Annotated in this window: 10 protein-coding genes; 5 read left to right on the plus strand and 5 right to left on the minus strand. The window is 67.9% G+C overall.

Annotated features, from left to right (window positions below):
* On the plus strand, nt 1-2047 hold a 2047-nt coding region (locus H5J31_RS37765; protein WP_181777455.1), incomplete at its 5' end, for a tetratricopeptide repeat protein.
* Nucleotides 2048-2206: 159 nt separating this feature from the next.
* On the opposite strand, the gene H5J31_RS37770 is transcribed toward H5J31_RS37765, so the two are convergent.
* Nucleotides 2207-3289 (minus strand): erythromycin esterase family protein, encoded by a 1083-nt coding sequence (locus H5J31_RS37770; RefSeq protein ID WP_181777456.1) that lies wholly within the window; start codon nt 3287-3289, stop codon nt 2207-2209.
* A gap of 696 nt (nt 3290-3985) precedes the next feature.
* Here H5J31_RS37770 and H5J31_RS37775 point away from each other — a divergent pair.
* The 3 genes from H5J31_RS37775 to H5J31_RS37785 all read left to right on the plus strand — a co-directional run bounded on the left by H5J31_RS37775 (nt 3986) and on the right by H5J31_RS37785 (nt 6850).
* Nucleotides 3986-4843 carry a helix-turn-helix domain-containing protein gene (locus H5J31_RS37775; RefSeq protein ID WP_181777457.1) on the plus strand — a complete coding sequence of 286 codons (858 nt, stop codon included), beginning with the start codon at nt 3986-3988 and terminating at the stop codon, nt 4841-4843.
* Between the two features lie 68 nt (nt 4844-4911).
* A complete protein-coding gene (locus tag H5J31_RS37780; protein ID WP_328701717.1) occupies nt 4912-6420 on the plus strand; it encodes a CYTH and CHAD domain-containing protein in 1509 nt (502 codons plus the stop codon).
* 76 nt (nt 6421-6496) lie between these two features.
* Nucleotides 6497-6850, plus strand: coding sequence for an STAS domain-containing protein (locus H5J31_RS37785; RefSeq protein ID WP_181777459.1), 354 nt, complete (start codon nt 6497-6499; stop codon nt 6848-6850).
* 160 nt (nt 6851-7010) lie between these two features.
* Here the strand turns inward: H5J31_RS37785 and H5J31_RS37790 are convergent, their stop codons facing one another.
* From H5J31_RS37790 to H5J31_RS37805, 4 genes are all read right to left on the minus strand, one after another.
* A complete protein-coding gene (locus tag H5J31_RS37790) occupies nt 7011-8465 on the minus strand; it encodes a DNA polymerase ligase N-terminal domain-containing protein (RefSeq protein ID WP_181777460.1) in 1455 nt (484 codons plus the stop codon).
* 112 nt (nt 8466-8577) lie between these two features.
* Nucleotides 8578-10605: an ABC transporter ATP-binding protein gene (locus tag H5J31_RS37795; RefSeq protein ID WP_328701718.1), complete on the minus strand. Its 2028-nt coding sequence runs from the start codon at nt 10603-10605 to the stop codon at nt 8578-8580.
* A complete protein-coding gene (locus H5J31_RS37800; RefSeq protein ID WP_181777461.1) occupies nt 10605-12338 on the minus strand; it encodes an ABC transporter ATP-binding protein in 1734 nt (577 codons plus the stop codon). The genes H5J31_RS37795 and H5J31_RS37800 overlap by 1 nt, the downstream gene beginning before the upstream one ends.
* A gap of 51 nt (nt 12339-12389) precedes the next feature.
* On the minus strand, nt 12390-13022 hold the full coding sequence (locus tag H5J31_RS37805) for a TetR/AcrR family transcriptional regulator (protein WP_181777462.1): 633 nt from the start codon (nt 13020-13022) through the stop codon (nt 12390-12392).
* A 273-nt stretch (nt 13023-13295) separates the two neighbouring features.
* Between H5J31_RS37805 and H5J31_RS37810 the strand changes: the two genes are divergently transcribed.
* On the plus strand, nt 13296-14240 hold a 945-nt coding region (locus H5J31_RS37810), incomplete at its 3' end, for a sensor histidine kinase (protein ID WP_181777463.1).

Genomic DNA, 14240 nt, shown 5'->3' on the forward strand with positions numbered 1-14240 from the left:
CCAGCTCGTCGGAGACCTCGGCGAACCCGGCGACGTGCTGGCCGGCTTTCTGCGCGCACTCGGCCTGGCGGAAACCGAAATCCCAGGTGACCGGGCCGGGCTGATCTCCTTGTGGCAGAGCCACACCGCAGACCGGCGGCTGCTGGTGATCCTCGAAAACGCCCGGTCCGAGGCCGAGGTGCGGCCCCTGCTGCCGAGCGGCCCCGGCTGCGCGACGATCGTGACGACCAGGCGTCGGCTGGCGGGACTCGTGGGTGCCAGGCCGGTCGAGGTCGGAGAACTTTCCTACGCGGAATCGCGGGTGCTGCTCGGCGCGATCATCGGCGAAGACCGGCCGTCGGCGGAACCCGACGCCGTCCGACGGCTGCTGGCCTGCTGCGACGGGCTCGCGCTGGCGGTGCGGGCGGCCGGGATGAAGCTGCTGCAGCGTCCGAGGTTGAGCATCGCCGAGTTCGCGACACGGCTGGAGAACGAGCGCCTGCGCCTCGACGAACTCGCCGCAGGTGACCTCTCCGTCCGCCCGGTGCTCACCGGCGCCCTCGCGGAACTGTCGCCCCGGCAGCGGAATTCCTTGCGGCTGCTCGGTTTCCCCGGCGCCGCCGACGTCGCCGACTGGTTCGCGACCGCGCTGCTGGGCTGTTCGTCCCGCGAAGCCGTCGACCTGCTCGACGAACTCGTGGACGACCACCTGCTCTACGCCCGCCAGGATCGGTCCGGTTTCCTTCGGTACCGGCTGCCCGGTCTGGTCCGGCTCGCGCTCCGGGAACCGCCGGATCCCGACGCACTCCGCCGTGCCTTGACGGTCATGGCGGGGCTGGCCGAACACGCGTCCACCGCGCTCGGCGCGGAGCATCCGCCGGTGCGCCGGGCGGATGCCACCGCGGCCGTCCTGGACCGGGTCGCGGCCGATCCGATCGGCTGGCGCGAGGCGGAGACCGCGAACCTCGCGCTCGCCGTCCGGACCGCCGGCAACCGTGGCTGGACCGGGCTGACCACGAGGCTGGCCGACGCCTACGGCGACCTCGTCGGACCCCGGCGCGGTGGCTCCGTGGCGCTCCTCGGTTTCGACGTCGCCCGGAAGCGCCTCGATCTGCCCGCGGAGGCGGGGAGACTGCTGAAGCTCGGCCATTCCCACGCTGACGTGGGGGATCTGGCGCGAGCGCGGACGTGTTACGCGTTGGCTCAGGCCAGGTTCCGTTCCTCGGGTGATCAGCGAGGCACCGGCTCCGCTCTCGTCGCGCTCGCCGACGTCGACGCTGATTCCGGCCGGACCCGCTCCGCGGTCGACGCGTTGCGAGAGGCCTTGGACCTGCTGCGGGAATGCGGTGACCTCGCCGGGCAGGCGATGGCGTCGGCGCAGTTCGGTTCGCTCTGGGACGACCTCGGCGATTTCCGGCGGGCAAAGGAGTACTTCGAGGCGAGCCTCCTGCTTTCGCTCCACTGTGAGGACGGCAGGCAACACGACCGGTCCGCCAAGAAGTACGCCGATGTCCTGCGGCGGAACGGCCGACTCGACGAGGCCGGCGAGCTGCTGATCAGCGCGCTCACCGGGACTCGCGGTTCTCGCGAACGCCACTGGGAGGCGCACGTCCTGCGCAGTCTCGGCGATCTCCACGGGGAGGCGGGCGACGCGGGGGAGAGCGAACGGTGCCTTTCGCGGTCCCTGGAACTGTTCGAGGACGTCGGACATCGCCACGCCGCCGCGTACACGCACCGCAGTTTCGGCGAATCCCTGCGCCTGGCGGGTGAGCCGGAGCGGGCCTCGCGGCATCTCGAGCTCGCGATGACCACGTTCCGAGAGCTCGGTGACCGGCGGGGTGGCGGATACGCGCTGCTCAGCCTCGGACGTCTCCAGGCCGCCGAGGGCGCCGCCACCGAGGCGGCCGAAGGACTCAGTACGGCGGCCGGACTGTTCCGTGAGCTGGGATTCCCGGTGTGGGAACTGCGCGCGCTCCAGGACCTTTCGACCGTCGACACGGGCGGACGGCAGCGGGAACAGGCTCGTGAAGCCTTGACGAAGATCCGCTTCGGAACGACCCCGGGATAGCCGGGAGGGGTATCCCGGCCGTTCGCGTTTGGCGAAGTTATGGCGGTGGCGTGTTGACTCGTGCTCATGTGAGCGGACTTCGCGCCGTCCCGGAATTGCGGGACTGGGGGTGACGGCGCGTGCTCGTGGCCGGGTGACGCCTTTCGAGGGCAGGAGGCGTCACCCGGTTCGGCCTAGGTGGAGGACCGCGTCCGCGTCGTCGAGGAGCGGCTGGTCGAGTGGGAAGTAGCCCTGCCTCGGGGTGGGATCGGTCCGGACACGGGCCGACGGGATCACCGACGCCGGGGTCAGGCCCCACTCGGTGGTGATGTGCTTCTGCAGGAACCCCTCGTAGGTGTCGGGCTCCGGGTCTTGGAGCGCGATGGCGTCGCTGCGGCCGAGACTCGTCGCGACGAAGGTGTAGCGGTCACCGAGCAGTGGGCCCAGCAGCGTCCCGGCGGCGTCTGTGCCGTGCCGCCGCAGGTGGAGATTGTGCGAGAAGACCATCGTCGCGCCCCGGGCGGCCTCGGCGGCACGGATGTCCAGCAGATTCCGGGCCATGATCGCGTCCCTGACGGCGGACAGGCGCCCATACCGCTCACCCGGTTCGAGGGGTTCGGCGCAGTGTTCGTGGTAGCGCAACAGATCGATGCCCGCCATGAGGTGGATCTCGGCGCGGGCCCAGCCGGCGTCCCGCTTCCGTGCGCGCAACGCCGTGAGGAGATCGGCCGCGATCGCGCGCAGCCGGTAGGCATCGGCCGAGGCACCTGGTGACCGGGCCGGATCCATGACCGCTTCCGTGTCGCTCCAGCGTTCGTCGGCACCGGCCACGTCCGCGATGTCCTGGGCCGAGCCGAGGTACTCGGCCGCGTACTCGAGGTAGCGCCGAGGGCTGGGAGCGTTCATCACTTCGGTCTGGGCGTCGAAACCGTGGAACGACAGGCGTTCCTGGGGCGGGCGGTTCTCGTTGTACTCGCGCATCCACGCGATCAGCTTCCGGTTCGGCTCCAAATTCCCGAAGTCGTGCGTGAAGCCGTCGCTCATCGCGATGTCGAGGCTTCCGGCGCCGTCCAGGACGAAGTCGTTCGCGACGAGCGCGGCCACCCGGCCGGTCTCGAGGGCGATCGAGCGGAAGCCGCGGTCGACGAGCTGCGCGAACAGCTCGTTCCGGACCTCCGCGAAACCCGGCACCTGGTGCGTCGGCTCGCCCAGGCCCAGCAGGTCGCACGAGGGGGTCACGAAGTCTCGGATGTCTTGACTCATGAGGTTCAAGCGTATCGTTGACGCCTCAATTGAAGCTTTCGTGCGCGTGGCCTGGGGTGGGAGCGTCAAAGTCTCAAAGCGGTGAGCGGGGTGAAGGACGGCTGCGTGACGGGTGAGTCCTCCACGCACCCCGGGTGATGCCAATGCCCGTTTCAGGGTATTTGTACCGTTCTAAGAAGGGGTCGTGAGTGAATAAGAGGGTTAGAACCCTCATTGCCACTCACGACCCCGGTAAAGAACCGTGCATTCAGGCATTGATCGGACATTCGACCACCGGAGAGTGTCCTTTGTGGATAGTCAAGGCGAACTGGGCTTGGTCGGCCAGTCCAGGCCCACGTCGCGAAGACCTCCTGCGAGGAGCCGGCGAATCAGGCCTTGCGGCAGAGTCACCGTCCGGCCCGAACAGGCCACGTTCCCGGGGCCTTCACGGCGGCGGTCCCCGGTCCGCCCGCCGGAGGTCCCAACTCGAATCGCCACTCACGACCGCCGCTACCCGTCCCGCAACAATTCCCCTTTATCGCAACTGGCCCCATTCTCTTCTCTCCGCTATAAACTGAAGAACCCTTCGCGTGCGAAGGCGCTTCGCGAGCGAAGGAGCGCTTCGCGGGAATGCGGGAGTGCAAGTTATCAGCAGTTGAGGTGAATTACCGCGTGGCAATGACCGCGCGGCCGGAGTTCGGCCCTACTTTGTCCCGCATGGTTGAGAAGGATTCGACGGCGCGGACCCGGGAACTGGGCCACCGCATGAAGGCGTTCCGGCAGCGCAGGCACTTCAGCGGAGCCGACGTCAGCCGCCGTAACGGCTGGTTGCAGAGCAAGGTCACGAGGTGGGAGCAGGGGCTGAGGGAGCTGTCCGTCGTGGACGCGGCGCTGTACCTCGCGACCTGCGGCGAGGCCGAGCCCGAACGCGAGCTGCTGCTGGAGCTGACGCAGCCCGGCAACGACCTCTACTGGGTGCGGCCGTACTTCGACGAGCTCGTCGATCCGGTGAAATCCCTGACGATCCAAGAGAATCTCGCGCATACCGTGGTGCGCTACGAATCGCTGATGCTCCCCGCGCTGCTGCAGACCGAGCCCTACGCCCGCACCACCTACGAACTGATCGGCAACCGCGGCCAGGCCCAGCTGGACGAGGTCGTGAACGCCCGGATGGACCGGCAGAAGCTGCTGCGGCGGGACCGTCCGCCGCGGTGCCGGTTCTACGTCCACGAGCGCGCGCTGCGGTCGGTCGTCGGCGGGCCCCGGATCATGCACGAGCAACTGCTGCACCTCGTCCTGTCCGCGAATCTGCCCTATTGTTCGATTCGCATCGTCCCCGAAACGAACGAAGTGAGTAGAACGATCGAGAATTCGTTCGCCATCATGGAATTCGCGGAACATCCCGCCGTGGTGTACACGGATTCCTATGCGGCCGGGGTGTTCATCGACGACAGGGTGGCGGTCGAGGCCTATTATTCTCTTGTTGCGAGACTGGAAAGCGATACCCTGACCGAGGAGAAATCGCGTCAGACGCTCGCCGAATGGGCGGACCGGTACGACCGGATGGACGAGTGACCGATCGGGGTTTGCGCGCGCCTCTCCCTGGGGTAGTTCTTGAGGAAGACGACGGGAAGGAGTTCGTGGTGACGAAGACTCAGGGCGGGGCCCCGGTCGCGGAAGCCGAGATCGAGCGGAAGTACGACTTGGCGGCCGACCGGCCGATTCCGCCGCTGGTCCCGGCCGGTCCGGTGACGAACCAGGCCGAACCGAGGGTCGACGTCCTCGACGCCACGTACTTCGACACCCCGGACTTCAGGCTCGCGCAGGCGGGGATCACGCTTCGGCGGCGGCTAGGCGGGAAGGACGAGGGCTGGCACCTCAAACTCCCGGTCAGCGCGGACAAGCGCGAGGAACTGCGCCTCCCGCTGGCGGGGAAACCGGACAAGGTGCCCGGCGCGCTGGCGAACCTGGTCCGCGCGCACACCCTCGGCCGCAAACTCGTCCAAGCCGCGCACCTCCGCACCGAACGCACGTCGTATGCGCTGCTCGACGCGGAGGGCCGGGAACTCGCGACGCTGACCGACGACGTCGTCACCGGTGAGGCGGGCGGGGAGAAGGCGCACCTCGACCGCTGGCGGGAGATCGAGATCGAGCTGTCTCCCGGCGCCGACCTCGCGGTGCTCGAAAGCCTCGACGAGGCCGTCGTGAACGCTGGCGCGGAGAGGTCGCGGTGGCCGTCGAAGCTCCGTCGGCTCACCGACGACCTCGTGCCGGCGGCCGGGACGCCGTCGGGCTCGGTGCTGGCGGACTACTTCGCCGAGCAACTGGACGCTCTGCGCCGGAACGACATCGGAGTACGCCGCGACGTCGATGACTCGGTGCACCAGATGCGCGTGGCCTGCAGACGGCTCCGAAGCGCGCTGCGGACCTTCCGGCGTTCGCTCGACGCCGACGTCGCGAACGGTCTCGCCGCCGAGCTCCGCTGGCTCGGCGGCGAACTCGGGCCGGCGAGGGACAACGAGGTGATGGCCGAACGGCTGCGGGACGAGGTCAAGGCGCTGCCCGCGGAACTGGTGCTGGGCAACGTCGAGCAACTGATGACCAGGCATTTCGCCCGCGAGGCCGAAGAGGCCAAGGCGCGGGCCATCCGGGCGCTCGACAGCAAGCGGTACACGGAACTGTTACGACCACTGGAGAAGCTGGCCGCCAAACCGCGGAAGATCAACGACGGTAAGAAAGAGCTGCGCAAAGCGGTGGCACGGTCGGACCGGAAGCTCCGCGAGGCCGTCGCGGCGGCGAACGACCTGGAGCCCGGAGCGGAGCAGGACGTCGCGTTGCACGAGGTGCGTAAGAAGGCCAAGCGCGCCCGGTACGCCGCGGACACCGTCCGGCCGGTGACGGGTAAGAAGCTTCGAAAGTGGCGAAAGAACGTCAAGGCCGTGCAGACCACTCTCGGTACGCATCACGACGTCGTCGTCACCCGTGACGTCCTACGGCTACTCGGCCTCAGGGCCTACGCTGAAGCCGAAAACGCTTTCACTTACGGGCTTCTCCATGGTCGTTCGGTCGCCGACGCCGAGGTCGCGCACCGTCGGTTCGCGGGGGAATGGCGTGCGGTGCGTAAAGGTCCGCGACCGAAATGGCTCCGATGAGGACAAGCGGGGTTGACCTCTCGCCGCTGCCGAGTACCGTCGATGGGACTTGGTGGTCTGGAGAGAGGCGCCCCCAATGTTGCCTGGCCAGCGTGTCCCCGGCGACCCGTCTCCCTTGGCCGTGACCACCCACCGCCGGTCCGACGGCGTTCTCGTCCTCACCGCCGTGGGTGAGATCGACGCGGCCACGGTCGGGCGATTCCGTACCGAACTCAGCGGCGCGTGCGTCACGGGCAAGCGGGTGATCGTCGACCTGTCCGGCGTCGGATTCCTCAGTTGCGCGGGATTGCACGCACTCGAAGAAGCCAACGCCGCGTCGCCGCGGTTTTCGGTGATCGTGAAGACGAATCTGGTGCTGCGCATCCTGGACGTCAGCGGCGTCGGAGCCGGCCTCGACGTCCGGCGTGACGTCGAGGACATCTTCAGCTAGGCCGTGTCCTGCAAGTCCTGTTCGCGTTCTTCGCGCCCAGGCGGCCCCTGACGGCGCGGGCGGATGCGCCCGAGTACGACCCGGTACGAGGGCGATCCGCCCGCACCGCCAGGAACCACCTGGATCACGAAGCCCATCGAACAGACTTACAGGACACGGCCTATTCGTCCAGTTCGACTTCGTCGGCGGTGACGTCCGGAAGCAGACCGCGCCATCGGGGATTGCGCAGGCAGCCCGCGTCGGTCCAGCCGCCGAAGACGACCTCGCCGACGATGGTCGGCCGTGCCCAGTGGGCGTCCCGCGCCTGTTTGTCCGGTACGGAGTGGAACGGGGATGTCTTGCGCTCCAAGCGGAACAGCCGCTTCGACAAATCCTCCAGTTCGCCGCCTGCGAACCCGACACCGACGTTTCCGATGTACCGCAGGCCGTCCTCGTGCGGGACGCCCAAGAGCAGCGAACTGAACGTACCCGCGCGGCTGCCGCCGCCCGGCCGCCAGCCGCCCAGCACCACTTGCTGGACGCGGGCGCCGGTAATGGAAAGCCAATCCCCGGTCCGTTTTCCCGGGTGGTACGCGGAGTCGGCGCGCTTCGCGATGACCCCGGCGAGCCCGTGTTCGCGGGCCGCCCGCGCGACCGCGCCGCCGTCTCCGAGGTAGTGCCGGGGGACCTGCCAATGCGGGCCGGCGAGACCGAGTCCGTCGAGGAGTTCGCGGCGCCGGACGTACGGGAGTTCCAAACAGGAAAGCCCGTCGAGGTGCAGGAGATCGTTCACGAGGTAGAACGCCGGATAGCGCGGGGTGAGCCGTTTCGCGGAACTCTTCGTGGCGCGTGCCCGGTGCCCGAGTCCTTCCGGGCTCGGTTTCCCGCCGTCGAAGACGACGATTTCCCCGTCGAGAAAGGCCTCGGTGGCCCCGAGTTGCTCGCCGAGGCCCCGGAATTCGGGATAGAGCCCGGTGACGTCGTCGCCCGAATCGTCGTAGCCGGTGATCCGCCCGCCGGACACCCGGATCAGGGTCCGGCGCCCCGACCAGTCGAATTCGTAGGCCCATTCCGCGTCCTCGCCGGTGGACGGGAGACGGCCGGGTTTCGTCAGCATCGGGGCGAGGAAAGAGGGGAGTTCCTGCCGTCCGGGATCCGCGGGGTCGAGCCGTTTGAGCAGCCAACCGCGATCGTGCGAGTCCTTCTTCACATTCAGGAACAGGTATTTCCCGCGTGCCCGTTCCCCGTGAAAGACGACTTCGACCTTGTAGTCGTTGAAGTGCAGTGTTTCGTAGCGGCCGGTGTCCCAGATCGTCATCGTGCCACCGCCGTATTCCCCGGCGGGGATCTCGCCTTCGAAGGTGAGGTATTCCATCGGGTGGTCTTCGGTGTGCACGGCGAGACGTTCGACGTCCGGCGCCAGCGGAAGCCCTTTCGGCACCGCCCAGGAGACCAGTACCCCGTCCCGTTCGAGGCGGATGTCCCAGTGCAGGCTGCTCGCGTGGTGCTCCTGGATGACGAAGAGATCGTCGGACCCGGTCACCCCGTCGCGGTCCGGAATGGGTTCGGGCGTCCGCCCCGGTTTGCGCTTACGGCGGTACTCGCCGAGTTTCTCCGCCATGGTCGGCCAGCGCACCCCTCTCCGGATCCGGTCACGCAAGCCTAGCGCCGTTCACCGCCCTGACGCGCCGTGAAGGCCCCTTTTCCCACTGTGAGAGTAGGGAAAGGGGCCTTCACTTCAATGCGGGTCAGTCCGTTTCGGCCAGCGCCTCGGCGAACTGGGCGGCATAGAGCCGGGAGTACGCGCCGCCGGTGAGCAGCAGCGTTTCGTGATCGCCCTGTTCGACGATCGAGCCGTTCTCCATCACGAGGATGACGTCGGCGTCGCGGATGGTGGAGAGCCGGTGCGCGATGACGAAACTCGTCCGCCCTTCGCGCAGCGAATTCATCGCCCGCTGGATCAGCACCTCGGTGCGGGTGTCGACCGAACTGGTGGCCTCGTCGAGGATGAGGATCGCCGGCTTCGCCAGGAACGCGCGCGCGACCGTGAGCAGCTGTTTCTCACCGGCGCTGACCGTGCCGCCCTCGTCGTCGATCACCGTGTCGTAGCCGTCCGGCAGGGTACGGACGAACCGGTCGACGTGGGTCGCCTTGGCCGCCTCGACGATCTCCTCGTGCGTGGCGCCCGCGGAACCGTAGGCGATGTTCTCCGCGATCGTGCCGCCGAAGAGCCACGCGTCCTGCAGCACCATGCCGGTCTTGGACCGCAGGTCCTCGCGGTCCATCTCGGCGATGTCGACGCCGTCGAGGGTGATCCGGCCGCCGTCGAGTTCGTAGAACCGCATGAGCAGGTTGACCAGCGTGGTCTTCCCCGCCCCGGTCGGGCCGACGATGGCGACGGTGTGTCCCGGTTCGACGGTGAGCGACAGGTCCTCGATGAGCGGGGTGTCCTCGGTGTACCGGAACGACACGTGCTCGAACTCGACCTGGCCACGCACTTTGTCGACCCGTGGGGGATCGGCGGGTTCGGCCTCCTGCTCGTCCGCGTCGAGCAACGCGAAGACCCGCTCCGCGGACGCGATACCGGACTGCAGCAGGTTCGCCATGCTGGCGATCTGTGTGACCGGTTGGCTGAACTGCCGCGAGTACTGGATGAACGCCTGGACGTCGCCGAGCGACAGCGTCCCGGACGCGACCCGCAGCGCGCCGATCACGGCCACCAGCACGTAGCTCAGGTTGCCGATGAACATCATCGCGGGCTGGATGGTGCCCGAGATGAACTGCGCTTTGAAGCTCGCGCCGTAGAGCGTGTCGTTGTGCTCGCGGAAGACCTCCTCGGCCTCCTCGCGGCGGCCGAACACCTTGACCAGCGAATGGCCGGTGTACATCTCCTCGATATGCGCGTTCAGCCGCCCGGTGGTGGACCACTGTTTGATGAACTGCGGTTGCGCCTTCTTGCCGATCTTGGCCGCGACGATCACCGACGCGGGTACCGAAAGCAGCGCGACCAGCGCCAGCAGCGGCGAGATGACGAACATCATCGCGAGCACACCGACGACCATCAGCAGCGACGACACGATCTGTGCGAGCGTCTGCTGCAGCGACTGCGCGAGGTTGTCGATGTCGTTGGTGGCCCGGCTCAGTACCTCGCCGCGCGGCTGACGGTCGAAGTAGCTCAGCGGGAGTTTGGCGAACTTCTCCTCGATCTTCTCGCGCAGTTCGAACACCGCGCGCTGCACCAGGTTCGTGGTCAGCCTGGCCTGCAGCAGCGCGAAGAACGACGCGACGATGTAGAGCAGGAGCACCCACATCAGCACCTGTCCGACGGCGTCGAAGTCGATGCCCCTGCCCGGTACGAAGTTCATCGCCGAGAACATGTCGGCGAGGGTGTCGTCGCCCTTGGCCCGCAGCCCGGCGATGACCTGTTCCTTGGTCAGCCCGGCCGGCAGGTCCTGGCCGACGACGCCCGCGAAGATGAGGTCGGTGGCCTTGCCGAGGATCTTCGGGCCGATGACGCTCAACGTGACACTGGCGATACCGAAGACCAGGACGCCGTACAGCACGGCGCGCTGCGGCTGCAGCAGCCGCAACAACCGCTTCAGCGATCCCTTGAAGTCCAAGGCCTTCTCGACCGACGGGCCGCCCATGAAGGCGGCGGGGCCGCGGCCGAAACCGCCTCCGCCCGGGCCGGGCCCGCGTGCCGCGCTCGCGCGCTCGCCCGCGGGTTTGGCCGGTGCGCTCGCGGTGTCCTGTTCGGTGGATTCGGGCGCGCTCATCAGGCGGCCTCCTGCTCGGTCAGCTGGGACAGCACGATTTCCCGATAGGTTTCGTTACCGTCCATGAGTTCGGTATGCGTGCCCGCACCGACGACGCGGCCCTCGTCGAGGACGATGATGCGGTCGGCGTGGCGGATCGTGCTGACCCGCTGCGCGACGATCACCACGGTCGCGTCGGCGGTCTCGGCCACCAGCGCCCGCCGCAGCGCGGCGTCGGTCGCGTAGTCGAGCGCGGAGAACGAGTCGTCGAAGAGGTAGATCTCGGGGCGGCGCACCAGCATGCGCGCGATCGCGAGCCGCTGGCGCTGTCCGCCGGAGACGTTGGTGCCGCCCTGGGCGATGGGGGAGTCCAGTCCCTCGGACATCCGCTCGACGAACTCCTTGCCCTGCGCCACCTCCAGCGCGTGCCACAGTTCCTCGTCGGTGGCGTCGGACTTGCCGTAGCGGAGGTTGCTCGCGACCGTCCCGGCGAACAGGTACGGCTTCTGCGGCACCAGCCCGACGGCGTCGGACAGCACGATCGGATCCAGTTCCCGGACGTCGACGCCGTCGACGCGTACCGAACCGTCGGTGGCGTCCATCAGCCGGGGGATCAGGTTGAGCAGGGTGGTCTTCCCGCTGCCCGTGCTGCCGATGATCGCGGTCGTCTCACCCGGCCTGGCCAGCAGTGAGATGTGCTGCAGCACCGGCTCTTCCGCGCCCGGGTACCGGAACTCCACATCGGACAGTTCCAGATGGCCGTGCACCTCGCCGGGGCTGATCGGGTTCTCCGGCAGCACGACGCTGGTGTGCGTGTCGAGCACCTCGGTGATGCGCTCGGCGCTGACCTCGGCCCGCGGCACCATCATGAACATGAAGGTGGCCATCATGACCGCCATCAGGATCTGCATCAGGTAGGAGAGGAACGCGGTGAGCGCGCCGATCTCCATGCTGCCGTCGTCGATGCGCAGCCCGCCGAACCACAGCACGGCGACGCTGGAGGTGTTCATCACCAGCATGACGATCGGGAACATCAGCGCCATCAGCCTGCCGACGATCAGCGAGACGTCCAGCAGTTCGGTGTCGGCCTTGGTGAACCGGCGGCGTTCGTGGGTGTCCTTGACGAACGCGCGGATCACGCGGATGCCCATGATCTGCTCGCGCAGGATCTGGTTGATCTTGTCGATCCGCTCCTGCATCAGCCGGAACGCCGGCCGCATGCGGGCGATGATCAGGCCGACCGAGATGCCGAGGATCGGTACGACGACCACCAGCAGCCACGAAAGGGTGACGTCCTGGTTCAGCGCCATGACGATGCCGCCGAAGCACATGATCGGCGCCGACACCATCAGCGTGAACGCCATCAGGGTCAGCATCTGGACCTGCTGGACGTCGTTGGTGGTGCGGGTGATCAGCGACGGCGTCCCGAACTGCCCGACCTCGCGGGCGGAGAAGTCCTGGACCCGGTGGAAGATCGCGCCGCGGACGTCGCGGCCGACCGCCATCGCGGTGCGCGCGCCGTAGTAGACGGCGCCGATCGAGCAGGCGATCTGCACCAGCGACACCAGCAGCATCACGCCGCCGACGCCGAGGATGTAGTCGATGTCCCCCTTGACGACGCCGTCGTCGATGATGTCGGCGTTCAGCGTCGGCAGGTACAACCCGGCGAGGGTCTGGACGAACTGCAGCAGGACGATCAGCCACAGGTCTCGCCGGTACGGGCGCAGGTGAATGCGCAACAGCTTCGTCAGCACAACGGTTTCTCCCCCAGTGGTGGGTAGGGCGTTACTACTTCTTCGGTGACTTCACCGGTTCGGGCCGCAACCGGTGAGCGAGGGGACACCCGCCGAGGCCTCCCGCAGGAGGACGGCGAGCGTCTCCAGGAAAGGGCCGGCGCCCTCGTTGATCAGCCAGCTGAAGAAAGCGGTCTTCACCGCGGACTCCACGATCGCCGCCATGAGCCGCGCGTTCAACGCGTTTTCCGCGCCCGTGCCCGCACGCTCCAGGATGGCGTCGGCCAGCACCTGTTCGACCTGGGCGTGCGCCTTGAGGAACTCGCCCTGCACCGACGGGTGCAGAAGCAGCGACCGTGCCAGCGTCACCGCTTCGCGATTCGGTTCTCCCAAGACGCTGTAGGCCTCGAGCGTCGCGGTGGTGACCGCGTCCCACAGTGTCTCTTCCGAAGGCCGCTCGCGCAGCGCCTCCCGGAGGAGTTCCTGCCGTTCGACGATGAACGAGCAGATCGCCTCCTCCTTGCTGGAGAAGTAGTTGTTGAACGTGCGGGGCGAGACCCCGACGGCGCTGGCGATGTCCTCGACGCGGACCTGTTCGACGCCCTTCTCCAAGGCGAGTTTGAGCGCTGCCTCGCTCATGGCGCGCCGGGCCGCGCGCTTCTTGCGTTCGCGCAGTCCGAGAGGTGCGGCCGGGTTCGTGGTCACGACCGTCAGGGTAGGCAAAAGTTGCGTGGCACGCAAATTTATGCGCACTCCGCACTTTTCGGACACGACGTGGGGTGTGCGACACCGAAAATGAGCCGAATGGCCTAGTGCGCACCGCTCACCAGCCGCAACGCTTTCGTTACCACGTCACTGCCAGCGGTTGAACGGAAACCGGTTGTGGACACCGATAGTTCAGTCTGCTTGCATGTCGGACGTTGTCACTGGGGAGTGCAACACGGGTCCGGGTATGCGAAGAGAAAGAAGTGGAAGCACATGGTGACGCGGGCTCGAGGCTTGCTTGACCGCTCACGGGTTCTTCTGGACCGCTCCCGGGTCGCCGCGGCGCAGTTCCTCGCCGCGCCACCCCGGCACGCCCCTTCGGCACCGTCTGCCGAACCGGTGGCGGCGGAACAGCGGCCCGCCGTGGAAGCGCCGGACGCCGGCGCGCTCGCGGGTGTCTGCTCCAATGTCGCGCTGCGCGACCTCAACCTGCTCGACCAGCTGCTCGCGCAGCTGGAGACGATGGAGGCGGGGGAGGAGAACGACGACCGCCTCGCCGAGCTCTACCGGCTCGACCACCTCGCGACCCGCTTGCGGCGCAACGCCGAGAACCTGCGCGTACTCGCCGGCCGTGACGCCGACGACGCGGCCGCGGGGACCTCGTCCGTGCTCGACGTGATGCGTGCCGCGATGTCGTCGATCGACCACTACTCGCGGATCACGATCGGCCGGGTCGTCTCGCTCGGCGTCGTCGGCTTCGCCGCGGAGGACGTCAGCCGGATCCTCGCGGAACTGTTCGACAACGCGGCGAACCAGTCTTCGCCGAGTTCGCCGGTCAGTGTCAGCGCGCACCTCACCGAACAGGGGAGCGTGCTGATCCGCATCGAGGACGAAGGCATCGGCATGCCGCCCGAGCGCCTCGCCGCGCTCAACGAACGCCTGGCGGCCGGACCGGTACTGGACGACGATTCGGTACGGCATATGGGACTCGCCGTCGTCGGCAGGCTCGCCGACCGGCACGAGATCACCGTCAAACTCGACCGCCGGACCCCGCACGGGACGGTCGCCACCGTGCTGCTGCCGGTCCCGGTGGTCTCGGAACTGGCCGAGAAGCAGTGGTCCGGCACCCAGACCGTGGTGCTGCCCCAGACGCGGATCGCCAACGGAGCGCCCGTGGGAAGCCCCGTCGCGTCCCCGTCCGGACTGCCGAGGCGCCGT

This window comes from Amycolatopsis pittospori, from assembly GCF_013870525.1.
Classification (GTDB): Bacteria; Actinomycetota; Actinomycetes; order Mycobacteriales; family Pseudonocardiaceae; genus Amycolatopsis; species Amycolatopsis pittospori.